At 70.4% G+C, this 23457-nt stretch carries 20 protein-coding genes; 6 read left to right on the top strand and 14 right to left on the bottom strand.

From position 1 onward, the window contains the following. Positions 1–79 precede the first annotated feature (79 nt). The 4 genes from SMIR_RS12465 to SMIR_RS12450 all read right to left on the bottom strand — a co-directional run bounded on the left by SMIR_RS12465 (position 80) and on the right by SMIR_RS12450 (position 5057). Positions 80–1480, bottom strand: coding sequence for a class II fumarate hydratase (locus SMIR_RS12465; protein ID WP_168495159.1), 1401 nt, complete (start codon positions 1478–1480; stop codon positions 80–82). A gap of 80 nt (positions 1481–1560) precedes the next feature. Beyond that, a complete protein-coding gene (locus SMIR_RS12460; protein ID WP_212727004.1) occupies positions 1561–2469 on the bottom strand; it encodes a helix-turn-helix domain-containing protein in 909 nt (302 codons plus the stop codon). 239 nt (positions 2470–2708) lie between these two features. Further along, positions 2709–3209, bottom strand: a complete 501-nt coding sequence (locus SMIR_RS12455) for an SH3 domain-containing protein (RefSeq protein WP_168495161.1) — start codon at positions 3207–3209, stop codon at positions 2709–2711. A gap of 177 nt (positions 3210–3386) precedes the next feature. Continuing rightward, complete coding sequence (locus tag SMIR_RS12450; protein ID WP_168495162.1) at positions 3387–5057, bottom strand: fumarate hydratase; 1671 nt, start codon at positions 5055–5057, stop codon at positions 3387–3389. Between the two features lie 177 nt (positions 5058–5234). Between SMIR_RS12450 and SMIR_RS12445 the strand changes: the two genes are divergently transcribed. Beyond that, complete coding sequence (locus tag SMIR_RS12445; RefSeq protein WP_168495163.1) at positions 5235–5906, top strand: DUF1707 SHOCT-like domain-containing protein; 672 nt, start codon at positions 5235–5237, stop codon at positions 5904–5906. 199 nt (positions 5907–6105) lie between these two features. Continuing rightward, on the top strand, positions 6106–6477 hold the full coding sequence (locus SMIR_RS12440) for a WhiB family transcriptional regulator (protein WP_075028724.1): 372 nt from the start codon (positions 6106–6108) through the stop codon (positions 6475–6477). Between the two features lie 210 nt (positions 6478–6687). Here SMIR_RS12440 and glpX read toward each other — a convergent pair whose 3' ends face one another. Next, a complete protein-coding gene (glpX, locus tag SMIR_RS12435; RefSeq protein ID WP_168495164.1) occupies positions 6688–7719 on the bottom strand; it encodes a class II fructose-bisphosphatase in 1032 nt (343 codons plus the stop codon). 125 nt (positions 7720–7844) lie between these two features. Between glpX and SMIR_RS12430 the strand changes: the two genes are divergently transcribed. Next, entirely contained in the window at positions 7845–8363 is a 519-nt protein-coding gene (locus SMIR_RS12430) for a DUF4245 domain-containing protein (RefSeq protein ID WP_168495165.1), read from the top strand. A gap of 109 nt (positions 8364–8472) precedes the next feature. Here the strand turns inward: SMIR_RS12430 and SMIR_RS12425 are convergent, their stop codons facing one another. The 3 genes from SMIR_RS12425 to xseA all read right to left on the bottom strand — a co-directional run bounded on the left by SMIR_RS12425 (position 8473) and on the right by xseA (position 10811). Then, positions 8473–9063 (bottom strand): malonic semialdehyde reductase, encoded by a 591-nt coding sequence (locus tag SMIR_RS12425; protein ID WP_168495167.1) that lies wholly within the window; start codon positions 9061–9063, stop codon positions 8473–8475. Positions 9064–9347: 284 nt separating this feature from the next. Further along, positions 9348–9593 (bottom strand): exodeoxyribonuclease VII small subunit, encoded by a 246-nt coding sequence (locus tag SMIR_RS12420; protein WP_168495169.1) that lies wholly within the window; start codon positions 9591–9593, stop codon positions 9348–9350. A gap of 9 nt (positions 9594–9602) precedes the next feature. Next, a complete protein-coding gene (gene xseA / locus SMIR_RS12415) occupies positions 9603–10811 on the bottom strand; it encodes an exodeoxyribonuclease VII large subunit (RefSeq protein ID WP_168495171.1) in 1209 nt (402 codons plus the stop codon). Between the two features lie 418 nt (positions 10812–11229). Here xseA and SMIR_RS12410 point away from each other — a divergent pair, with 418 nt between their 5' ends. Together SMIR_RS12410 and ppgK are read left to right on the top strand one after the other, a co-directional pair. Then, positions 11230–12255, top strand: coding sequence for a 4-hydroxy-3-methylbut-2-enyl diphosphate reductase (locus SMIR_RS12410; protein WP_168495173.1), 1026 nt, complete (start codon positions 11230–11232; stop codon positions 12253–12255). Positions 12256–12284: 29 nt separating this feature from the next. Continuing rightward, positions 12285–13031, top strand: a complete 747-nt coding sequence (gene ppgK / locus SMIR_RS12405) for a polyphosphate--glucose phosphotransferase (protein ID WP_168495175.1) — start codon at positions 12285–12287, stop codon at positions 13029–13031. A 93-nt stretch (positions 13032–13124) separates the two neighbouring features. Here ppgK and SMIR_RS12400 read toward each other — a convergent pair whose 3' ends face one another. Beyond that, positions 13125–13556, bottom strand: coding sequence for a DUF6542 domain-containing protein (locus SMIR_RS12400; RefSeq protein ID WP_422664425.1), 432 nt, complete (start codon positions 13554–13556; stop codon positions 13125–13127). A 347-nt stretch (positions 13557–13903) separates the two neighbouring features. Between SMIR_RS12400 and ychF the strand changes: the two genes are divergently transcribed. Then, positions 13904–14992: a redox-regulated ATPase YchF gene (gene ychF / locus SMIR_RS12395; RefSeq protein WP_054228266.1), complete on the top strand. Its 1089-nt coding sequence runs from the start codon at positions 13904–13906 to the stop codon at positions 14990–14992. 156 nt (positions 14993–15148) lie between these two features. Here ychF and SMIR_RS12390 read toward each other — a convergent pair whose 3' ends face one another. Genes SMIR_RS12390 through SMIR_RS12370 form a run of 5 tightly spaced genes read right to left on the bottom strand, consistent with a single transcriptional unit; the run spans position 15149 to position 23453 of the window. After that, on the bottom strand, positions 15149–16558 hold the full coding sequence (locus tag SMIR_RS12390) for a DUF6177 family protein (RefSeq protein ID WP_168495179.1): 1410 nt from the start codon (positions 16556–16558) through the stop codon (positions 15149–15151). Further along, positions 16555–20550 (bottom strand): type VII secretion protein EccCa, encoded by a 3996-nt coding sequence (eccCa, locus tag SMIR_RS12385; protein ID WP_212727002.1) that lies wholly within the window; start codon positions 20548–20550, stop codon positions 16555–16557. Before eccCa ends, SMIR_RS12390 begins: the two co-directional genes overlap by 4 nt. 43 nt (positions 20551–20593) lie before the next feature. Beyond that, positions 20594–21763: a CpaE/TadZ family protein gene (locus SMIR_RS43440; protein ID WP_248003106.1), complete on the bottom strand. Its 1170-nt coding sequence runs from the start codon at positions 21761–21763 to the stop codon at positions 20594–20596. Positions 21764–21773: 10 nt separating this feature from the next. After that, positions 21774–23153, bottom strand: a complete 1380-nt coding sequence (eccD, locus tag SMIR_RS12375) for a type VII secretion integral membrane protein EccD (RefSeq protein WP_168495183.1) — start codon at positions 23151–23153, stop codon at positions 21774–21776. A 21-nt stretch (positions 23154–23174) separates the two neighbouring features. Then, positions 23175–23453, bottom strand: a complete 279-nt coding sequence (locus tag SMIR_RS12370) for a hypothetical protein (RefSeq protein ID WP_168495185.1) — start codon at positions 23451–23453, stop codon at positions 23175–23177. Between the last annotated feature and the right edge of the window lie 4 nt (positions 23454–23457).

Below are 23457 nucleotides of genomic sequence, written 5' to 3'. Positions count from 1 at the left end.
CGGTTCGCGCCATGGAGCGAATGACGTAACGAAGGCGTCATCCAATGGCTTCCAAGGTCATCCGGGGGGTGAACGCCGTTTACGGATGCGTCATCCTCAGGACATCGAGCGCCTCGTCCAGCTGTTCCAGGGTGAGGTCACCGCGCTCCACGTACCCGGACTCCAGGACGACCTGGCGGATCGTCCTGCGTTCCGCCAGCGCCTTCTTGGCCACCTTGGCGGCCTCCTCGTAGCCGATGTACTTGTTGAGCGGTGTCACGACCGACGGCGAGGACTCGGCGTACTCGCGGGCCCGTTCGCGGTGGGCGACGATCCCGTCGACGGTGCGGTCGGCGAGCAGGCGCGAGACGTTGGTGAGGAGCCGGACGGACTCCAGGACGTTCTTCGCGATGACCGGAAGCATGACGTTCAGCTCGAAGTTGCCGGCGGCCCCGGCGACGGCGACCGTCGCGTCGTTGCCCATCACCTGGGCCGCGACCATCAGTACCGCCTCGGGAATGACCGGATTCACCTTGCCGGGCATGATCGAGGAGCCGGGCTGGAGGTCGGGCAGGCTGATCTCGGCCAGCCCGGTGCGCGGACCGGACGCCATCCACCGCAGATCGTTGGCGATCTTCGTCAGCCCGACCGCGATGGTCCGAAGCTGCCCGCTCGTCTCGACGATCCCGTCCCGCGCGCCCTGCGCCTCGAAGTGGTCACGGGCCTCGGTGAGCGGCAGCCCGGTGGCCCGAGCCACCTCCGCGATGACGGCCGCGGAGAATCCGGGCGGCGTGTTGATCCCGGTGCCCACGGCGGTCCCGCCCAGCGGCAGTTCGGCGAGCCGGGGCAGCGAGGCCCGGAGGCGCTCGACGCCGTACCGCACCTGCGCCGCGTACCCCCCGAACTCCTGCCCGAGCGTCACCGGCGTGGCGTCCATGAGATGCGTACGCCCCGACTTCACGACGTCCGCGAACTCCTCGGCCTTCCGCTCCAGGGCGGCGGCGAGGTGTTCCAGGGCCGGAACGAGATCCCGCGTGACGGCGGCGGTGGCCGCGATGTGGATCGAGGACGGGAACACGTCGTTCGACGACTGCGAGGCGTTCACATGGTCATTGGGGTGTACGTCCCTGCCGAGCCGCTCGGTCGCGAGCGTGGCGATGACCTCGTTGGTGTTCATGTTGGAGGACGTTCCGGAACCCGTCTGGAAGACGTCCACCGGGAAGTGCGCGTCCCAGCGCCCCTCGGCGACCTCGCCCGCCGCCTCCTGGATGGCCTCGGCCACGTCCTTGTCGACCACCCCCAGCTTCGCGTTGACCTTGGCGGCCGCGCCCTTGATCAGCGCCAGCGCCTCGATGTGCGCGCGCTCCAGACGCTGACCCGAGACGGGGAAGTTCTCCACCGCCCGCTGGGTCTGGGCCCGCCACTTCGCGTCCGCGGGCACCCTGACCTCACCCATGGAGTCGTGCTCGATCCGGTACGGGGCTGCCTGTTCGTCGGCCATCGACGATCACCTCCAGTGGGGACAGCATCGCGGACGTGCCCCGTGTTCCCGGCAAGGCGGCTCCCGTTTCTCCCGGGGAGTCAGCTCCGTGAGCCGCCGAGCGGGCCGGTGCACGCCGACGTCCCGCCGACCTTGGCGCAGGCCTCCGCCCCGCGCGGGCTCGACGCGGCCAGCATCGGGCTGCTGTAGCCGTCCGAGGGGTCGCCCCGGTAGGCGGCGGACAGCTCGTCCTGGTCGGATCTGATCGAGATCTCCCGCGCCCCGCCGGTCCTGGTGCGGACCTCCGACCAGACCGTCGCGCACGAGGGGGAGAAACGCAGCAGCACGACCTGCCCGGCGCGCGTGACGGTGCTCTCCGTACGAGCGTCACGGCCGCAGGCCTCGGAGGTCGGGAACTGCCCCTGGCAGTCACGGCCCCGGCAGGAGGCGCTCGTGGGGGCCGCGGGCTGGTCGGGGTCGAGGACGTCGGCGGCGCCCGCGGTGACCACCACCGTGGCCGCCATCGCCGCAAGGGCGATGACGGCCCGGTCGGCCCCCCGGACGCGCCGGCCCCGAACCGGCGCGTCCGGAACCGCGGCCTGTGGGACCGGGGCCCCCAGGGGCGGGGTCGCCGCCCTTGACTGGGCCCGGGACGCGGCGTCCCACAGGGAGAGAAGAGGACCCGGGTCGGTGTCCGCCAGACGGCCGAGCGACTCGACCGCCGAGCGCGGCGGAAACTGATCGCCGCTCAGATAGCGGTGCCAGGTCGACTTGCTGAACGGGGTGACGGAGGCCAGCGCGGCCAGACTCAGGCCCGTCCGCTGCTTGAGGCACCGGAGCCGCTCCATCAGCAGCTGCTCCTCGTCGATGTCCTCCGTGCCGATGCTTTCCGTGCCGATGCTTTCCGTGTCGATGTGCCCCGTGTTGATATGTTCTGTTTTTGTACGTACTGCGTTGCTGTGTTCTGTCTCGTCCAACGAGTCGGGCAGCGGCTGTCTCTTGACCCTCACGTGGCTCTTCCTCTCGCTCCCTCGCCCTGCCGGGGTGACCGCCCTGATGTGTTCCCTCGCACGGCCCCCGGGCACACCCCGATCGCCCGAATGCGAACCGAATATGAAGGGGAGTTGACCTGCTGTTTCGTCAGGGGAGTGGGGTCGTCGGCTGATCGACTTGTCCTACCGGGCCGGCGGGGCGGATCTCGCCCCGCCGGCCGGCGCCGGAACTCAGGAGGCGAGCGGCGGGGCGGTCGTCAGCACCAGCGGACGGCGCGGCTGTTGCGGACGTAGTGGGCGGAGACGTAGCCCCGGCCGTGGGCGAGCTTGTACCAGCGCGAGTTGCCCATGACGGAGGAACCGTTCCTCTTGCAGACGAGAGTCACCACGCGGCCGGCCCGACGCGAGCCGACGACCCGGTAGCCGGTGCCCGGACCGGACCGGACGTTCAGACGCGTGTGGCGGGTGGTCACCCGGCCCAGGACGTGCCGGGCGTGGTGGTGCGTGTGGGTGATCACGTAGTGCTTGTGGTGGTACCTCGGGGCCAGTGACAGGGCGTGCGAGGCGCGCTGGAGGCCGGGGATCGAGGACTGCGAAGACGCCGGGTACCAGCTCGACGACGCGACCGGCGAGGACGCGGCGCCCCGGGCGGGAACGTGTGGAGCGGCCGGGGCGGCGGAGGCGACGGCTGTCACCGGGAAGACGGCGACAGCCGCGATCGCGGCCACCAGGCCGTTGCGCAAAGTGCGACCAATCATGGGATTTCCCTCCGAGATGACCTGCGGACCACAGGCTGCGATCCGGTCATCACGGAGGGTTTCCGGCATAGCTCACAAAAATGCTGTCCCACTCGTTCCTGGGACGAAGTGGGACAGCATCGGGGCGTGGCGGGACACGTCCAGGCAGCGAACAGCCGCCTCTGGCGTCCCGGGACGCTACGCCAGCCCAGGCCCCCGCACCGGGATCGACGTGAACGTCGGGGAGGGTGCCGGGTCCTTGAAGAAGTCGTTGCCCTTGTCGTCGACGACGATGAACGCCGGGAAGTCCTCGACCTCGATCTTCCAGACGGCCTCCATGCCGAGCTCCTCGTACTCGACGACCTCGACCTTCTTGATGCAGTCCTGGGCGAGCCGCGCGGCGGGGCCGCCGATGGAGCCGAGGTAGAAGCCGCCGTGCGCGTCGCAGGCGCCTGTGACCTGCGCGGAACGGTTGCCCTTCGCGAGCATCACCTTGGAGCCGCCCGCGGCCTGGAACTGCTCCACATAGGAGTCCATGCGGCCGGCGGTGGTGGGGCCGAACGAACCCGACGCGTAACCCTCGGGGGTCTTGGCCGGACCGGCGTAGTACACCGGGTGGTCCTTCAGGTACTGCGGCATCTCCTCGCCCGCGTCCAGCCGCTCCTTGATCTTGGCGTGCGCGATGTCGCGCGCCACGACGAGCGGGCCGGAGAGCGAGAGCCGGGTCTTGACCGGGTACTTCGTCAGCTCGGCCAGGATGCCGTCCATCGGCTGGTTCAGATCGATCCGGACGACGTCGTCCCCGGCGGAGTCCAGGTGCTCGTCCGTGGTCTCCGGCAGGAAGCGCGCGGGGTCGGTCTCCAGCTGCTCCAGGAACACGCCCTCGGCGGTGATCTTCGCGACGGCCTGGCGGTCGGCGGAGCAGGACACCGCGATCGCGACGGGGCAGGACGCGCCGTGCCGCGGCAGACGCACCACGCGCACGTCGTGACAGAAGTACTTGCCGCCGAACTGCGCGCCGATGCCGATCTTCTGGGTCAGCTCGAAGACCTTCTGCTCCAGGTCCTTGTCCCGGAAGCCGTGCCCGAGCTCCGAGCCCTCGGCCGGAATCTCGTCCAGGTAGTGCGCGGAGGCGTACTTCGCTGTCTTCAGGGCGTACTCGGCGCTCGTGCCGCCGACCACGATCGCCAGGTGGTACGGCGGGCAGGCGGCCGTGCCCAGTGAACGGATCTTCTCCTCCAGGAACTTCATCATGGAGGCCTCGTTCAGAACGGCCTTCGTCTCCTGGTACAGGAAGCTCTTGTTCGCCGAACCGCCGCCCTTGGCCATGAACAGGAACTTGTAGGCGCCGCCGTCGGTCGCGTACAGCTCGATCTGCGCCGGAAGGTTGGACCCGGTGTTCTTCTCCTCCCACATGGTGAGCGGAGCCATCTGCGAGTAGCGCAGGTTCAGCTTGGTGTACGCGTCGTAGATGCCGCGCGAGAGGGCCTCCTCGTCGCCGCCCTCGGTGAGCACGTTCTGTCCGCGCTTGCCCATGACGATCGCGGTGCCGGTGTCCTGGCACATGGGCAGCACGCCGGCGGCCGCGATGTTCGCGTTCTTCAGCAGGTCCAGGGCGACGAACTTGTCGTTGCCGGACGCCTCGGGGTCGTCGATGATGCGCCGCAGCTGCGCCAGGTGCGCGGGCCGCAGATAGTGCTGAATGTCGTGGATGGCCTCCGCGGCGAGCTTGCGCAGCGCCTCCGGCTCGACCTTGAGGAACGTGCGCCCGTCGGCCTTGAAGGTGGAGACACCCTCGGAGGTCACCAGCCGGTACGGGGTGGTGTCCTCTCCCTGGGGGAGCAGATCGGTGTACGCGAACTCAGGCACTAGCCCATTCCTCACTCGGCAGACAGCGGCATGCCTCCATTGGCAGCGTCCACCAGCGTAGAACCTGGCGGGGACGGTGAGTCTGTGAGGTAAGGCTCAGTTGGTGTGAAGGGCCGGTTTTCCACAGGTCGCGAGAAGAGGTAGTCGCGATCTATCGCGTTTGGGTACGCTGCTGTCGTGGACCTTCAGAAGCGCACCGAAACCCGGGCCTCCGACGCCGACCGTGACCGGATCGCCGACATTCTGCGCGATGCCCTCGCCGAGGGGCGCCTCACCGCCGACGAGCATGCCGAGCGGGTCGAGGGGGTGCTGGCCACGAAGACGGTGGGAGAGCTCGACCGGTTCGTCCAGGACCTGCCCGCCGCGCGCGCGGGCCGCGCGACCCCCGCGTACACGTCCGTGCCCAACCGCCCCCAGCCGGGCGGCATCCCGGCCGAGGCCGACGAGAACGTGGTGGCGGTGTTCAGCGCCGCCGTGCGCAAGGGCCGCTGGCGCGCCGGGCGCCGCATCCACGCGTACGCCGTTTTCGGCACCGTCGACATCGACCTCAGCGAGGCGATCTTCGAGTACCAACAGGTCGTGATCAAGGCGATTTCGGTCTTCGGCAACGTCGAGATCAAGGTCCCGGAGAACGTCTCGCTGCGCGGCAGCGGCGGCGGAGTCCTCGGCAACTTCGAGACGCACACCACGGACGCGGGCGACTCCGACGCCCCCGTGGTCTACGTCGAGGGCTTCGCGGTGCTGGGGAACATCGAGGCACGGCCCAAGCGCGGCAAGCTCGTCGCCGACATCCTCGACCGCACGATGGACCGCGTGGACAGGACTTTGCGCAAGCACCTCGACCGTTGACGCCTGTGAACGCGACGGCGCGCGGGGCGCATTGGTCCACTCACCCGCGCCCCGTTTTGAACGACCGGCTCCGCTCTCGGGAACTCAGTGCATAGGCGCGCGCACAGCGGGTAGGGCTTGCTGCATCGCCTCTTGGAGGGCGCTGTGGGACTTCCCGCGGTGCCCGGCACGCCCGCGAAGCCGTCGTCAGGAGTAGACCGTGCTGCAACCGCCGCATCAGTCCCTGCAGGTAGCTGCCGTTCCGGCCCAGCGGGCGCCAGTGCGGGACAGGGATCAGGAAGCCCCATGGCACACGGAGGCGGTGTGCCGCAGGGACGAGGCCGGCCTGTTCTTCGCGCCCTCCAAGGAGCCCACGGCCGCCCGGCTGTCCCGCGAGGAGGCGGCGAAGCGCGTCTGCGCCCGCTGTCCCGTCATGGTCGAGTGCCGCGAACACGCGCTGCTGCAACCCGAACCGTACGGAGTGTGGGGCGGCCTCACCGCCGCCGAGCGCCGCGTGGTGCTCGCCCGGCGCCGCCGCCGCGACCTGGAACTCAAGAAGGCCGCCCGCGGCACGATAGCCGCGGCGGGCTGATCGCACGTACGCCAAAGGGGCCGCCCTCCGCACAGGGCCGGCCCCTTTGCCGTACGTACTTCTTTGCGTTTGCCGTACGTACTTCTTCACGCGCCCCGTAAGGCAAGCGCCCCGCAAGGGGCGCGGAGAACTGCGCGACCGGCCACGACGCACCAGCAGTGACCCGCAACCCGCAGTTCCCCGGCATTCCCAGCGGAGCGCCCCGCGGAACTACTTCGCTCGGTCGAAGTCGATCGCGCTGTACGCCCGCAACTTGCTCAGCCGATGCTCCGACCGAATCTGGCGGACCGTACCCGACTTGGACCGCATCACGATCGACTCGGTGGTCGCGGTCTCCGCCCGGTAGCGCACCCCGCGCAGCAGCTCCCCGTCCGTGATCCCGGTGGCGACGAAGAACACGTTCTCGCCGGAGACCAGGTCGTCGGTGAACAGCACACGGTCGAGGTCGTGCCCGGCGTCCACCGCGCGCTGCCGCTCCTCGTCGTCCTTGGGCCACAGCTTGCCCTGGATGGTGCCGCCCAGGCACTTCACGGCGCAGGCGGAGATGATGCCCTCGGGCGTACCGCCGATGCCGAGGAGCAGGTCGATGCCCGTGCCCTCGCGCAGCGCGAGGATCGAGCCCGCGACGTCGCCGTCGGAGATCAGCTTGATCCGGGCGCCGGTCTCGCGGATCTCCTTGATGATCCCCTCGTGGCGTGGCCGGTCGAGGATCACGACGGTGACGTCCTCGGGCGAGGACTTCTTGGCCTTGGCGACCCGTCGGATGTTCACCGAGACGGGCGCGTTGATGTCGACGAAGTCGGCGGCCTCCGGCCCGGTGACCAGCTTGTCCATGTAGAAGACCGCGGACGGGTCGAACATGGTGCCGCGGTCGGCGGCGGCCAGCACCGCGATCGCGTTCTCCATGCCCTTGGCGGTGAGCGTGGTCCCGTCGATCGGGTCGACGGCGATGTCGCACTCGGGACCGGTCCCGTCGCCGACGCGCTCCCCGTTGAAGAGCATCGGGGCCTCGTCCTTCTCGCCTTCACCGATGACGACGACGCCGTTCATCGAGACGGTGGAGACGAGGGTCCGCATGGCCCGGACGGCGGCGCCGTCGGCGCCGATCTTGTCGCCGCGGCCTACCCAGCGGCCCGCGGCCATCGCGGCGGCCTCGGTGACCCGGACGAGTTCCAGGGCGAGATTTCGGTCGGGGGCCTCGGAAGGGACCTCGAGTTCGGACGGCAGATGATGCTCGGTCATCGGAGCGCACCTTTCTGATACGACGACGGCCGGATGAGGGTGTGCCCCGACTCTATCGTCAGGCTGACAAAATGAGCAGGGGGCCCCACGGATGAGCAGGCCAGGGCACCTGCGACGATAGGGGCGTGGCAGGTACGAAAGGCAAGCAGAGCGTCCGGGACATGCTCCTCTCCCTGGGTCTGATCGGGCTCATGGCGGGCGTGATCTACATCTTCATCCCGCATGACGACTCCGCGCCTCCTCTCAAGCGCGTCGACTACCGCGTCGAGCTGCTCACGGCGCGCCGCGCGGCGTCGTATCCCGTGGCGGCACCCGTGGGTCTGCCGACGGCGTGGAAGGCGACCTCGGTGCGGTACGACGGCACCGAGTTCGATGCCTGGCACCTGGGCTTCCACGACCCCGACGGTCAGTACGTGGCGATCGAGCAGTCCACTCAGCGTGCGGCCGCCTTCATCGACTCGGCCAGCCAGGGCGCCAAGGAGACGAAGGCCACCCAGCGGATCGGTGACGCGACGTGGCAGCGGTACGAGGGCGACACGTACGACGCCCTCGTGCTCAAGGCCAAGGGGGCGACCACCGTGGTGACCGGGACGGCGTCGTTCGGGCAGCTGACGAAGATGGCGGAGGCGCTGAAGACGTCGTGACGTCGTGATGCGTCTGCGTGATACATCCACGTGAGACGTGAGAAGGGCCCCCGGCGCCATTGCCGGGGGCCCTTCTCGTTCGCGTACGCGCCGGGGCGTACGCGGGGGCTCAGACGGTCGTGATGACCTGGTCGAACTCCAGGCGCGGGGAGCGCGGGAACCAGGCGTCCTCGCCCGGCTTGCCGATGTTGACGACCATCAGCGGGGTGTGGTCGTCGTCCAGGAACTCCTTCTGGACGCCCGCGAAGTCGAGGCCGGTCATCGGGCCGGCGGCGAGGCCGGCGGCGCGGACGCCGATGATGAAGTACGCGGCCTGCAGGGCGGCGTTCAGCGTGGCGGCACCCTCACGGGCCGGGCGCTCGGCGAAGAAGACATCCTTGGCCTGCGGGAAGTGCGGGAACAGGGCGGGGAGCTCCTCGTGGAACTCGTTGTCCGCGGAGAGGATCGCGACCAGCGGGGCGGTGGCGGTCTTGGGCTGGTTGCCCTCGGCCATGTGCTGCACCAGGCGCTCGCGAGCCTCGGCGGAGCGGACCAGGGTGACGCGCAGCGGCGACTGGTTGAAGGCGGTCGGGCCGTACTTGACCAGGTCGTAGATCGCCTGCACCTGCTCGTCGGTCACCGGCTCGTCGGTGAACGTGTTGGCGGTACGGGCCTCGCGGAACAGCAGGTCCTGGGCGGCGGGGTCAAGAACGAGAGACATCAGAAACCTTCTCGGGATGTGCGGTCGATCCGGGGGGATCGGCTGGCGGTGTCGACACTACGCGGAGGAGGTTTAAGGTTCAACCAAATCCGGGGTGAGGTGATCCGCTTCACAGGGAGCGAGGGGGAACGAGGTCGCTTCCGGGCGCCAGGGTTCCGGGGGAACGACGAGGCCGCCGTCACCGAGCGGGACGGCGGCCGGGTGTCACTGGGGATGTCGCCGGGTGTCACCGGCTGCGGAAAGCCGGGTGCCACCGGCTGCGGAAGAGGGCGAGTGTCGTCACGTCACTCGGAGTCGCGGCCCCCGTCTTCGTCCCCGCCCTCCGACTCCTCCTCGGCCAGCGCCGCGTCCAGACGGGCCCGTGCGCCCTCCAGCCAGCGGCGGCAGACCTTCGCCAGCTCCTCGCCCCGCTCCCAGAGCGCCAGGGACTCCTCGAGCGTCGTGCCGCCCGCCTCCAGTCGGCGTACGACCTCGATCAGCTCGTCCCGCGCCTGCTCGTACCCGAGCGCCTCGTGCACCTTGCTGGTCATGCGCCCACCCTATGCATCGACTCGTACCGTGAATTCACCCTCGGCGACCCGCGCCCGCAGCGCCTCGCCCTCCGCCACCTCGTCCGGATCCCGGACCACGTGACCGTCGGCCTTCTGGAGCACCGCGTACCCCCGTTGGAGGGTCGCGGCGGGGGAGAGGGCCACCACACGCGCGTGGGTGTGCGTCAGCTCCGAGTCGGCGCGGTCGAGCAGATGCCCGAGCGTGCGCCGCCCGCGGTCCAGCAGCGCGGCGACCTGGTCGGCGCGCTCGTCGACCATCCGGTGCGGATCCTCTATCGAGGGCCGGGCCAGCGCGTGCGCGAGCCCGCGCTCCTCCCGGTCGATGAAGGACTGGACGCTCCGCCGCGCCCGGTCCCGCAGGAACCGCACCCGCTCGTACTCCTCCCCGACGTCCGGCACGACCTTCTTGGCCGCGTCCGTCGGCGTGGACGCGCGCAGGTCGGCCACGAAGTCCAGCAACGGGTTGTCGGGCTCGTGCCCGATGGCCGACACGACCGGCGTACGACAGGCCGCGACCGCCCGTACGAGCTGTTCGTCCGAGAACGGCAGCAGGTCCTCCACGCTGCCGCCGCCGCGCGCCACGATGATCACGTCCACGGCGTCGAGCGCGTCCAGCTCCTTCACGGCCTGCACGACCTGCGGCACCGCGTGCACCCCCTGCACGGGGACGTTGCGCACCTCGAAGCGGACGGCCGGCCAGCGATGCCGCGCGTTCTCCAGCACGTCCCGCTCGGCCGCCGACGCCCGCCCGCACACCAGCCCGATGAGCTGCGGCAGGAACGGCAGGGCCTTCTTGCGATCGGCCGCGAACAGTCCCTCGCTCGCCAGGGACTTCTTCAACTGCTCGAGGCGCGCGAGGAGTTCTCCCACGCCGACCGGCTTGATCTCGGTGGCCCGCAGCGACAGCTGCCCACGCGGCGCGTACCACTCCGGCTTCGCCAGGACGACGACGCGGGCGCCCTCGCTCACCACGTCCGCCACCGCCTCGAACACCTGCCGGTAGCAGGTGACGCTCACCGAGATGTCGTACGACGGGTCGCGCAGGGTCAGGAAGACGACGCCCGCGCCGGGGCGCCGCGACAACTGGGTGATCTGCCCCTCGACCCACACCGCGCCGAGCCGGTCGATCCACCCTCCGATGAGCCGCGACACCTCACCGACGGGCAGTGGGGCGTCCGCGGACGTGTTGAGAGCCATGCGCCCGAGACTAACGGCCCCCACTGACACGAAGCCCGCACGCGTTCTTGGCGCGGAGTGCCGTGGTTTTCCTGGCGCGGAGCGCCGAAGCAGCCCCGCTCCGCTGCACGCGGACGCGCCCCCGCTGGGCCGGCAGCGCCCACGCCCCCAAGGCCAACCACACCGCACCGACCACCTGAGCGGCCCCGGACGCCTCCACGATCACGGCAACAGTGACCGCCGAGGCCGCGCCGCAGTCCGTACCTGGCACCGGTCTCGGCGGCCGCTGCGGCGGTGGTCTGCGTGCCTCTGCGTGTCTCTGCGTGTCTCTGCGTGTCGGACATCGTGCCTCCCGGGGGTCGCGTCCCGCCCACCCCGCTCAGCTCCCCCTCCGTCTCCCCAAGGAGGCGATCTTTGACGCGCCGAGTGCGGCCTTACGATGGGTGCCATGACTGCTTCGCCTGGCCGCCGTGTCCTGCTCGCCGCCCCCCGTGGCTACTGCGCGGGCGTGGACCGCGCCGTGATCGCCGTCGAGAAGGCCCTTGAGCAGTACGGGGCCCCGATCTATGTCCGCCACGAGATCGTCCACAACAAGTACGTCGTGCAGACCCTGGAGAAGAAGGGCGCGATCTTCGTCGAGCAGACGGCCGAGGTCCCCGAGGGGGCCATCGTCATGTTCTCGGCGCACGGCGTCGCCCCGGTCGTCCACGACGAGGCCGCCGCCGGCAGGCTCGCCACCATCGACGCGACCTGCCCGCTGGTCACCAAGGTCCACAAGGAAGCCGTCCGGTTCGCGAACGAGGACTTCGACATCCTGCTGATCGGCCACGAGGGCCACGAGGAGGTCATCGGCACCTCCGGCGAGGCGCCCGACCACATCACTCTCGTGGACGGCCCCGAGGACGTCGCCAAGGTCGAGGTCCGCGACCCCTCCAAGGTCGTCTGGCTCTCCCAGACCACGCTGTCGGTCGACGAGACGATGGAGACGGTCGACGCGCTGAAGGAGAAGTTCCCGCAGCTCATCTCCCCGCCCAGCGACGACATCTGCTACGCCACGCAGAACCGCCAGCTGGCCGTGAAGCAGATGGGTGAGGAAGCGGACCTGGTCATCGTGGTCGGCTCGCGCAACTCCTCCAACTCCGTGCGTCTCGTCGAGGTCGCCAAGCTCGCGGGAGCGCGGGCGGCGTACCTCGTGGACTTCGCCGACGAGATCGAGGAGGACTGGCTGGAGGGTGTGACGACGGTCGGTGTCACCTCGGGCGCCTCCGTCCCGGAGGTCCTGGTCGAGCAGGTCCTGGAGTGGCTCTCCGCCCGTGGCTTCGAGGACGTCGAGATCGTCAAGGCGGCCGAGGAGTCCATCACCTTCTCGCTGCCCAAGGAACTGCGCCGCGATCTGCGCGCGGAGGCGGCGGCGCTGGTGGAGCAGCGCACCGCGGCCGGTGCTTCCGCCCCCTCCGAGAAGTAACTGTCAGTCGTACGACGTAGCGTAGGGCCATGCAGATCTTCGGTGTGGACATCGGCGGATCCGGGATCAAGGGTGCCCCTGTGGACCTGGACCGCGGCGAACTGACGGAGGAGCGCTACAAAGTGCTCACTCCCCATCCGGCGACCCCGGACGCGGTGGCCGACGGCGTGAAAGAGGTCGTCGGCCACTTCGGCTGGACGGGACCCGTCGGCATCACCTTCCCCGGGGTGGTCACCGGCGGCGCCACCATTCGCACGGCTGCCAATGTCGACAAGGCGTGGATCGACACCGACGCGCGGGCCCTGCTGGCCGACCGGCTGGGCGGCCTCCCGGTGACGGTGCTGAACGACGCGGACGCGGCGGGCGTCGCCGAGATGCAGTTCGGCGCCGGGCGCGACCGTCAGGGCACCGTCCTCCTGCTCACCTTCGGCACGGGTATCGGCAGCGCGCTCTTCGTCGACGGCGAGCTGGTTGCGAACACCGAGCTGGGACACCTCGAGCTGAACGGCCACGACGCGGAGAAGCGTGCCTCCACCAAGGCCAAGGAGGACCACGAGCTGACCTGGGAGCACTGGGCGCGCCGGGTCACGAAGTACCTCGCCCATGTGGAGATGCTCTTCTCTCCCGAGCTCTTCATCATCGGCGGCGGCGTCAGCCGTAAGGCCGACAGGTTCCTGCCGCTGATCGAGGGCATCAAGGCGGAGATCGTCCCGGCGCAGCTGCAGAACAACGCGGGGATCGTGGGTGCGGCGATGCGGGCGGCGAAGTCCGCGTAGGCCCTCCGGGGCGCAGGCGGCGGCACCGGGAGCCCGGCGCCCGTGTGGTGGCGCCCGTCGTGTCCGTCGCGCCCCCGGTGCCTGTCCTGTCCGTCAGACAGGACGGCGGCGCGGCCGGATCCCCGGGCGGGGCCCCTGGGCCGCCCTGCGCTGGGCGGCCCTGCGGATCATCAGACGGACCTTCCGTACGGTGGTGATGACCCCCGCGACCAGCGTCCCCCCGTACAGCCATCCCGCCTGGGTCGCCAGCGCGGTGACCAGCCCCATCAGCTCGCCCCCGGTCCCGCCGCCCCCGTCGGCGATGGGCAGCAGCCCGAACGCGAAGGCGATGGGCACGACGACGGGCGCGGTGACGAGGTCTCCCCTTCGCACCCACAGCGCGGTCAGGGTCGCCACCGGCAGGAACAGCACCCCGTAGACCACCAGCGACGCCCCGAAGAGCAGCTGGTCGAGACAGGCGAGCGCGAACATCGTCGCCCCGCAGAACAGTCCGCCGCCGAGCCCGGTGAGCCGGGGGTTCGGCATCCGCCGTCGCGTCGGAGCGGGCCTGGGCGCGGGCCTGGGCGCGGGTGCGGGCCGCCGCGCGGGGGGCGTACCCCTGCGTACGCCGTCGGCCGTGGCGCGCCCGGTCTGGGCAGGCAGGGGTGCGCCGCGTCGCGGTCTGTACTGAGGGGGACGCGTCCTGTGTTGCTCCACTGGACCAACTTAGGTCGGTTTATGTGCGGAATAGCCCCTCAGACACGCCGATGGGCCGACCTTGGCCATGCGTTCGATACGTCGCCGGTAAGGGACCTCGCACCCCGTAGACTGGTGGATCGGCCCGCGCACCTTCGCGGACCTGTCGCCCACCCTCACGTACGGGAAGTCGCAACGTGTCGCTCACGATCGGAATCGTCGGTCTGCCCAATGTCGGCAAGTCGACCCTGTTCAACGCCCTGACCAAGAACGACGTGCTCGCGGCCAACTACCCGTTCGCCACGATCGAGCCCAACGTGGGCGTGGTCGGCGTCCCCGACGCCCGGCTGACCAAGCTGGCCGAGATCTTCGGCTCGCAGCGCGTCCTTCCGGCGACGGTCGACTTCGTCGACATCGCGGGCATCGTGAAGGGTGCCTCGGAGGGCGAGGGCCTCGGCAACAAGTTCCTCGCGAACATCCGTGAGTCGGACGCGATCTGCCAGGTCATCCGCGCCTTCAAGGACGAGAACGTCGTGCACGTCGACGGCAAGGTCTCGCCCAAGGACGACATCGAGACGATCAACACCGAGCTGATCCTCGCGGACCTCCAGACCATCGAGAAGGTCCTGCCGCGCCTCCAGAAGGAGTCGCGCATCAAGAAGGACATCGCTCCCAAGGTCGCGGCGGTCGAGGCGGCCAAGGAGATCCTGGAGAAGGGCGACACGCTCTTCTCGCAGGGCATCGTCCAGGGCTCCGGCAACGAGGAGCTCCTGCACGACCTCCACCTCCTGACCACCAAGCCGTTCCTCTACGTCTTCAACGTGGACGAGGACGAGCTGGTCGACGAGGACTTCAAGGCCGAGCAGCGCACCCTGGTCGCCCCCGCCGAGGCGATCTTCCTCAACGCCAAGCTGGAGGCGGACCTCGCCGAGCTCGACGAGGAGGACGCCATGGAGCTTTTGGAGTCGGTGGGCGCCGAGGAGCCGGGCCTCGCCACCCTCGCCCGCGTCGGCTTCGACACTCTCGGCCTGCAGACCTATCTGACGGCCGGCCCCAAGGAATCCCGCGCCTGGACCATCAAGAAGGGCGACACCGCCCCTGAGGCCGCCGGAGTCATCCACACCGACTTCCAGAAGGGCTTCATCAAGGCGGAGGTCATCTCCTTCGAGGACCTCGTCGACACCGGCTCGGTCGCCGAGGCCCGCGCCAAGGGCAAGGCCCGCATGGAGGGCAAGGACTACGTCATGCAGGACGGCGACGTGGTGGAGTTCCGCTTCAACGTGTAGCGGCCGCGACACCGCGGAGGCGATGCGTCAGTAAACGTGCAGGTCAGATGGGGTCGTCCCAAGTCGGGGTCGGCCCCGTCGGCGTACCCGGTGTATTGGCGTGGTACCCGTTTGTCGTGTGGTGGCCGCCGCGTGCCGAATCGTCCAGGTCGGGGTTCACGAGACCTGTGCAAGGTGCTGGGTGAGTTGTTCGAGCACGTTCCAGGCGCGGGGGTCGGTGCCGTCGCCGAGGGCGTAGTGCACGGCAGGTCGCGCCGTGCGGCCGAGTCGGGTGGGGACGAGGTCGAGGGGCGGGCGGAGGGCCCTGTCGAGGTCGATGTCCCTGACTGATTCGGATCCCAGCGTGTACGAGACCGGGATGGGCGGGGTCTCGAAGTGCGCGGGGACGGTCAGGTCGCGGCGGGCGCTGCGAAGTGAGGTGAGCATGCTCGTGAGGCCGTGCTCCGCGGCGAGGGTTTCAGCGAGGGGCTCGATGGCGTGCAGGGGCGGGGTTTCGTCCTTGCCATGGCCGAGGGTGAGGGTGATGTCCTGCTCGACGCCGGCGGGAGTGCGCGTGACGCGGACGGTGGCGATGGCCGGCCGGTCGGGGTGGCCGACGGCGATCAGCCAGGTCGGCCGGGGGGCGCGGCGACGGGCGAGATCGGTCAACTGGCGGGTGGACCACAGGAGGTTGACGGGCTCGGCGGTGCTCCATCCGGCGGGTGCGGTGCCGGTGAGGGTGTGCCAGGCGGCTTCCAGGGCGCGGCCGAGGACCAGGTCTTCGTCGGCGGGGTGCAGGGTGCGTAGGGAGATGATGAGCTGGCGTTCGCCGGCGTCGGGGCCGGCCTTGAAGGCTTCGGCGACGGAGGCCGTGCCGTTCTCGTCAAGGGCGGGGGTGAAGGTGCCGCCCTTCCAGTGGAGTACGGCGCCGGAAAGGCCGTCGTAGAAGCCGTGGTCCGGGTCTTGGACGACCCAGCGGTTGGGGTGGCCGAGCAGGGCGGTGCGGGTGGGCAGGGTCAGGCGGGTGGTGGGTGGGGTGACGATCTGCAGGGCGCGGTCGTCGGTGGTCGCGCCGCGCAGGGCGTCGGAGAGCCAGCTGGTCATGGTGACGAGGGGGCGGTCCTGGATGACCACGGCCGCCTTGGTGGTGAGGACGTCCACTGCCGGGGATGACGTGGCGGGGACGGGCACCGCGGAGATGTCCGTGGTGAGCGGGACGACGTCGGTGGAGGACGCTTCCGGGGGCCACACCATGCCGCCCAGGACGGTGGCGAGGCGTCCGGCGAAGGAGCCCGCGAGCCGGCCGCCTTCCGCGACGGCGGTGGAGGCTCGGGCCTCGGTCCACCACACCGGGCTGTCCGGGGCACCGGAACTGATGCCGAGGAGGCGGGTGGTCTCCCCGGGGACCTGGACCAGGATGGGCGCCTCGATCGAGACGAGAGGGCGGCCGTCAGGGGCGCAGAGCTGGATGACAGCGCCGTCGGCCAGGGTGTTCACGCCGAGGTCGGGGCCGCCGGCGTAGAGGCCCGCGAGGAGTGTGCGCAGGTCCGGCATCTTCGGGGTGAGGGCGATGACGTCCTTGGTCACGGCTGTCCGGCCTCTTCGTCCGCCTCGTCTGCGAGCGCGGTCTGTATGAGTTGGTGGTGGCGGCCTCGGCGGACAAGAGTGCCGCGGCCGGGCGGTTGCGCGGAGGCGTACAGGCCGGGGAAGAGCTGGCCCTCGGTGCGGTCGCCGGTCATGAGGAGTGCGGTGGCGCCGGTCTCGCGCAGGGCGGTCAGCAGGGGTTCGTACAGGGCGCGGGAGGATCCGGCGGTGCGGCGGGCGATGACGAAGTGGAGACCGATGTCCTGGGCGGAGGAGATGTACGGAAGGAACGGAGCCAGGGGCTGCTGGCCGGCGGTGGTGAGGATGTCGTAGTCGTCGACGAGGATCACGATGCGCGGCCCCGTGAACGCGGGCTCCGCACAGACCGCGTCCGGGTCCGCGGTCTCCGGCAGGCGTTTCTCCAATTCGGTGGCGATGCCGGTGGCCAGCGCTGCGGCCAGCTTCGCGTTGTGGGCGTAGCCACCGCGGTACGGCTCCGGAACGACACCCCGCAGGCCGCGGCGCGGGTCGAAGAGGCCGAACACCAGCTCCTCGTCTCCGTGCCGGTCGACGAGTTGACGGGCCAGCAGTTTCAGCAGGTTGGTCTTGCCGCACTCGTTGTCACCGAGGATCAGCAGGTGCTGATCGCTTCCGAAGAGGTCCAGCAGCGCGGGGGCGAGCGCGTCCTGGTCCACGCCCATGGGGATTGTCCTGGGTTCGGCGGCCGCTGAGGGGAGTTTTGCCGCGGGGAGCCGTGTGGGGAGCACCCGCACCGGGGTGGCGACGTCGCCGTGCCAGCCGGCACGGATCGTGCGGGCGGACCGTTCGAGGACGGACGACAGGTCGTCCGTGATGGGGCGGTTGTCGATACGGGGCAGCGCGACCTGCGCGAACAGCTTCCCGTCCGTCAGGACACGGCCCGGGGTGTCGGGGGAGAGCGTCTCGGACAGCTTGCGGTCGATGGAGGAGTCGGCCGGGTCGTTGAGGCGCAGTTCGACGCGGGTGCCGAACATCGACTGGGTAGCGATGCGGACGTCGTTCCAGCGCAGCATTCCGGCGACGACGTGGATGCCGTATCCGCCGCCGCGCTTGAGCAGATCGGCCACGGCGTCGTCGAGGTCGGCGAACTCGTCGCGCAGTGCGCCGAATCCGTCGACCAGCAGCACGATGTCGGTCGAGCCGAGCTGGGGCAGCCTTCCTTGGGCGCGCAGGTGACGCAGTTGGTCGATGGAGTCGATGCCGTACGTGCGGAAGAGTTCCTCGCGTTGGCCGAGCATGGTGCGGACCTCGGCGACCGTGCGGGCGGCCCGCTCGTGGTCCGCCCTCCCCGAGATGCCGCCGACATGCGGCAGTCCAGCCAGCGCGGACAGACCGCCGCCGACCAGGTCGAGGCCGTAGACGGCGACGTCGTACGGGGTGTGGGTGAGCGCCAGGGAGAGGGCCAGGGTGCGCAGCAGGGTGGTCTTGCCGGACTGCGGGCCGCCGATGACGGCCGTGTGGCCGCCGGCGACGGTCAGGTCCAGCAGCCACGGCTGCTGCCACTGCTTGGCCGGATCGTCCAGGATGCCCAGCGGAACGCGCATCGCGCCGTCGCGGTGCGCGAGCCTGAGGCCCTCCGTGTCGGCTTCGAGGGGACCGGCCGCGGTGTCGAGGGTGATGGCGTCAGGCAACGGCGGCAGCCAGATCCGGCGTACCGGCGGGGCCGCGGTGGCGAGTTGGCCGACCATCACCGACATCACCGTCGGCCCGGTCTCGCGCTTGGTGGCGGCGTACTCCTCCGCGGCATCCTCATGGGGTGTGCCGAGCGTGTTGTACGTCGGATACGGCCAGGCGAGCGGTTCGTCGTCCTGCTTGTCGCGCAGGACGGGCCCGAGGTGGGCGCCGGAGACGTACCCGGCCTTGAAGCGTTCGTAGGTGGAGGTGTCGACCTTCAGATAGCCGAAGCCCGGCAGTGGCGGCAGGTGGAAGGCGTCGGTGGTGTCCAGTACGGTGCGCGACTCGTCGGCGGAGAAGGTCCGCAGGCCCAGGCGGTACGACAGGTACGTGTCCAGGCCCTTGAGCTTGCCGCCTTCGATGCGCTGGCTGGACAGCAGCAGGTGGACGCCGATGGAGCGGCCGATGCGGCCGATGGACAGGAACAGGTCGATGAAGTCCGGCTTGGCGGTCAGGAGTTCACCGAACTCGTCGATGACGACGAACAGGTGCGGCAGCGGTTCGAGGTCCGGGCGACCGGTGGCGCGCAGGGCGGCGTAGTGGCCGATGTCGGCGATGTTGCCGGCGTCCTTGAGCACCTGCTGGCGGCGCTTCACCTCGCCGGCGAGACTGCTGTGGACGCGCTCGACGAGCCCGGCCTGGTTCTCCAGGTTGGTGATCACGCCTGCCACGTGCGGGAGGTCGGTGAACGGGGCGAAGGTGGCGCCGCCCTTGTAATCGACCAGGACGAGGGCAAGGTCTTCGGGGGAGTGGGTGGCGGCGAGCGCGAGGACGAGGGTACGCAGCAGTTCGCTCTTGCCGGAGCCGGTCGCGCCCACGCACAGCCCGTGCGGGCCCATGCCGAGCTCGGAGGACTCCTTCAGGTCCAGCAACACGGGCTCGTGACGGTCCGTCAAGCCGATGGGTACGCGCAGGAACGCTCGCTCGCCGCGCGGCGCCCACAGTCTTTCGATGTCGAGTGCCGCAGGGTCGTCGATGCCCAGCAGGCCGGGGAAGTCCACCGGCCCGGAGACGGGGGTTCCCTCGGCCGTGGACTCCGCCGACAACCTGACGGGGGCCAGCATCCGGGCCAGTCCCTCCGCGCCCGCGACGCTCACGGCGTCCGACGAGCCCGGCGTCACCGTCGATGTCTCGCGCAGGTCCTCCACGATGATCCGGTCGCCCTCGACGGTGACGCGGACCGCCACCTGATCCGGCTCGTGCACCTGCTGCTCCAGCAGATGCAGCACGGTCACGCCCATGTCCGGCAGATCAACCGCCGTGTCGGGGCGGGGCAGATCGGTGGCCGTCTCGCCGTACTCGTCGCTGACGACCAGCAGCCGACCGGTCATCCGCAGCGCGCCTCGGTCCGACAGTCCGCGCCGCACCTCCGCCGCGTACGAGGCCCGCTGCAGCAGATCATCGCGGCACAACGCGGCCAGCTGGGCCAGGCTCGGCGCGATCCGGCGGGCGGCGACCGGACCGTCGTGCTCGGACGGATCCAGTATGTGGGGCAGCCACTTGGCCCACTCCCACTCGGCCAGCTTCTCAGCGGGTACGCCGAGCGCGACGGCCACGTCGTCCGGTGCGTGCGTGACCGCCGTCTGGACCAGCAACGCGCGAGCCACCCGCAGCACACCCTCGCGGTCCCCTACGACGCTGACGTTGCCCGCCCGGTCCAAGGGCACGGTGAGGGGGAAGTCCGTCGCCGTGCCGAACCGGTGCTGCAGGGCGCGGGCCTCGTTGAGCATGAACGGGTCCGGTGGAGTCAGGACCCCGCCCGCGCTGTTCTGCCCGACCACCAGCTCCTGCACCAGGACGTTTCCGGTGCCCACCCGTACCCGCAGGAAGTCCGGGTCCTGACGGCGCCGCTCCCACAACCGTGCCGGATCGCGCACCAAGTCGTACAAGGCCTCGGGCGGTGGATCCAGCAGCTGGGACTGTCGACGCCGCTCCCGCTCGTCGGTGCCGAGCTCGTCGCGCAGTTCCTCCAGGTATTCGAGGTAGCGCTCGCGCTGGGTGCGCCGGGTGCGCTGTGCCTTGCCCCGCTGGGACAGGAACAGTGCCACCGCGCCGAGCAGCGCGAAGACCAGGACGATCGCGCCGAGCGCGGCGAACTGGCTGTTGCGGATGACGGTCATCATCACGACCGAGCTGATGACACCGGCCATCGGCAGCAGCGCGGTCGCCGCGTTGCCGATCTTCCCCTCGGGCAGGTTCGGCGGCGGCTCGATCGAGCGCGGCCGGGCGGGGGCGAGGGGGCGGGTGGAGCGCGCGGGCCGGTGGACGAGGTGCTGGGTCACGGACGGGCCTTTTCTCGAACGGGTCCTGAAGCCTGGCTCGTGCTCATCGCACCCTCACCGCACGGTGCATCGCCTCCGCGGCCAGGCGGACGGCGGCGTCCCGGGTGGCCTGGCCCAGCATGGCGGTGTGGATGGGGCCTCCCTGGGCCAGATGCCGGTCGTAGCGGAGCGGGACGACGGACACGCCCGTCTCTCGCAGGTGCGCGGCGGCCGTCTTCTCGTCGAGCGTGGCGTCGGGGGAGCTCGCGGACAGCGCCACGACGGTGCCGGCCAGGGCGGAGTGCGGCAGCTGGGCCAGCCAGTCCAGGACCTGCCGGGTGCCGTTGACGCCCTCCGCGGTCATCGGGGCGACCACCACCCGGGCATGCGCGGTGTCCATCGCCGTACGCGCCACTTCACCGGGCAGGGTCTCGCAGTCCACCACCGTCACCGCGAAGTAGCGCCGCAGCGCCAGTGTGACCGTGCGGTAGGTGCGGACGTCCATCGGCGCGCCGACGCGCCCCTGGCTCGCGGGCAGCAGCCAGCCACCGTCGGACACCGGAACCAAGTAGCCGGTGACGTCGGTGAGTTGCATCGCGGGGGTGAGGATCTGCGCGAGGTCCGCGCACGACCAGCGCACTGATTCGGCACCCAACCGTACGGGGAGGGTGCCGAGTGCGGCATCGGCCTCCAGGGTGAGGACAGGGTCGTGTCGGTAGTGGTTGAAGGTGCGGCCCAGCAGGGCGGAGACGGTCGACTTGCCCACTCCGCCCCGGATGGACGTGACCGCGATGACTCGGCCCGTGGTGACCGGCTGCTGCAACTCCCGGGCGAGGCGTGTCTCTTCGGTGACGTCCTGGGTGGCTGACGAGGCGAGTTTGCGGAGCGTGCGTCCGGTGCGGCGGGACACCGAATCGCCGTGCTGGGGGCGACCCAGAGCGTGTGCCAGGCGGGGGTCGACGGTGGGCACGGACTCCGGGGTGTGCAGGGGAAGCCGGGGATCACGGGGTGACCGGACAGCGGGTTCCGGCTTCGGCGCCGGGGCGGCGTGCCGAGGGAAACCCTCAGAGGCGGTGGGACCCGTATCGGTGGGCGGCTCCGGTGCTGGGTGCGTCAGTTGAGGCCGCACAGGGGGCTCGGTGGACTCGGAGGCGGGCTCGGCCGCTTCGTCCGCTGTACCGCGCTGCCCCAACTGCCGCAGCACGTCCTGCTGCCAGTCCCCTCCCTGAGCCATGGAGTTATCCCTACGCGAAGGTGTCGAGCAGACGCCCGTACACACCGAAAGCCCCGATGACGAGGGGGAAGAGGGCGATGACTCCCACCGATTCGAGCACGTCGCCGAAGCGCCGCAGCCGGATCCGCACATGCTCGGCGGGCTGCACCGCCAGCACCATCAGCGGCAGCACGGCCAGCGTGACGAGCAGGGCCAACGACCCCACCGCACCGGAGTGCTCCTGCCACACTCCGACGAGCCGGACGGCGACCACGGCACCTGCCCCGAACAGTGCCACGACCTCGGTGACGAGCGGGAAGGCACGTGCCCGCAGTGCCAGAACGACCGTGACCACCACGGCGAGCAGGACGGTCCATGCCGAAGGCGCCCGCAGTACGAGCAGCCCCGCCGCCATGGCCGAGGCGGCCAGGACGAGGGTGGCGAGCGCCAGGCCACGATGAGTGGCGGTCAGGGCGGTGCTGACCTGATAGCGGCTGACGGACGCGCCGCTGGACCGCCGGTCGTCCAGCCCGGACAGGCCGGACGCCATGAGCGCGAGCCGCGGCAGCACGCCGAGGGCGACAACCGAGACGACGCTCAGCACCGCCCCCACGTGAGCCTGCTCCACTGACGTACCCGCGCCCGACTGGACAGCCACCGCAACCTCCCAGCAGAGGACACAGCCGACGACCGTGGCGGCGCCGACGAGGCCGCCGCGGCCCAGTGCCGTGAACCAGCCCAGCAGGAGCAGCGTCACAACGAGTGCGACCGCGACGCCGGCCAGCCGCGCCGCGCCGGACCAGGCATGGGCATCGGCCAGGGTCCATACCCCGAGGGCCCCGACAGTCCCCCCGGTGACCAGGAGCGTGGTGGCCAGGCCACGTCGCCCGGACCGCCCGAAGAGAGCCCCCGCGAGTGCGGACACGGCGGCGACGGTCACCAGAGTGCTGCCTACCACCGGCAGCGCGAACTCGCTGCGGGCCAGGGCCGCGGCCAGGACGGCCCAGCCGACCGTCGCGACTCCCGAGACGATGCGCCGGGACGCAGGGCTCCACCGCCATGCACGTACATTCAGCTCGTCGGCGACCTCATCAGTGACGTCGTGCACCACGGGCGCCGCGGGGGCGTCCTCCAGCCGCACGAGCCGCAGGACGGCGCCGTCCGGAATCCCCGCCGATTCCAGCGTGCTGTCGTGCGCGAGCGCCGAACCCTCCGTGGTGACGAGGTGCCGCGACTCTGGCCGGGCCGATGCCCGATCGTCCAGCAGCCGCATCACTTCGGGCAAGAGCAGCCCGACTGGTTCCTGAGAGGGCAGGACGAGGTCGATCCGCCTCCGCTCGCCGATCAGAGTGACCCGGCTCAAAGCAGTCCGGTTCGGCGTCGTACGGCTCAGGGACCCCGCAGATATCACGCGTTCGAACCTATCATCGAGTCATTGGGTGGAAGACGCCGAAGGCGCCGCGGAAGGCGAGGAAGAGGGCGCGGAGGGGCCGTACGGGCTTTTCCCGATGACCCGGTGCGAAACGAACGACCAGCCCACGCACCCGGCGCACAACACCGCCGCGACCACGATCCCGGCGAACACCTTGCCGAGCCGCTCGTCCACCGACCGCCGCTGCCGCTGCGTCCCGAACAAGACGGCATCCCGCAGCCGCCGGCGCCGAACCGACACCGACTCCAGCAATTGGCTGTCGTAGTCCTGGGCTGCCACAGGT

Source organism: Streptomyces mirabilis (genome assembly GCF_018310535.1).
Taxonomy (GTDB): domain Bacteria; phylum Actinomycetota; class Actinomycetes; order Streptomycetales; family Streptomycetaceae; genus Streptomyces.
Note: the sequence above shows the minus strand (reverse complement) of the source record. Positions and strands in the feature narration are given on the sequence as shown.

What these genes read in the sequence shown, in the direction of transcription:
- SMIR_RS12400 (WP_422664425.1), bottom strand. Translation starts at nt 13,556, where the DNA reads ATGCCGAACCCCCGGCTCACCGGGCTCGGCGGCGGACTGTTCTGCGGG.
- SMIR_RS12465 (WP_168495159.1), bottom strand. Translation starts at nt 1,480, where the DNA reads ATGGCCGACGAACAGGCAGCCCCGTACCGGATCGAGCACGACTCCATG.
- SMIR_RS12455 (WP_168495161.1), bottom strand. Translation starts at nt 3,209, where the DNA reads ATGATTGGTCGCACTTTGCGCAACGGCCTGGTGGCCGCGATCGCGGCT.
- SMIR_RS12420 (WP_168495169.1), bottom strand. Translation starts at nt 9,593, where the DNA reads ATGACCAGCAAGGTGCACGAGGCGCTCGGGTACGAGCAGGCGCGGGAC.
- glpX (WP_168495164.1), bottom strand. Translation starts at nt 7,719, where the DNA reads ATGACCGAGCATCATCTGCCGTCCGAACTCGAGGTCCCTTCCGAGGCC.
- SMIR_RS43440 (WP_248003106.1), bottom strand. Translation starts at nt 21,763, where the DNA reads ATGGCTCAGGGAGGGGACTGGCAGCAGGACGTGCTGCGGCAGTTGGGG.
- ppgK (WP_168495175.1), top strand. Translation starts at nt 12,285, where the DNA reads ATGCAGATCTTCGGTGTGGACATCGGCGGATCCGGGATCAAGGGTGCC.
- SMIR_RS12410 (WP_168495173.1), top strand. Translation starts at nt 11,230, where the DNA reads ATGGGTGCCATGACTGCTTCGCCTGGCCGCCGTGTCCTGCTCGCCGCC.
- SMIR_RS12425 (WP_168495167.1), bottom strand. Translation starts at nt 9,063, where the DNA reads ATGTCTCTCGTTCTTGACCCCGCCGCCCAGGACCTGCTGTTCCGCGAG.
- xseA (WP_168495171.1), bottom strand. Translation starts at nt 10,811, where the DNA reads ATGGCTCTCAACACGTCCGCGGACGCCCCACTGCCCGTCGGTGAGGTG.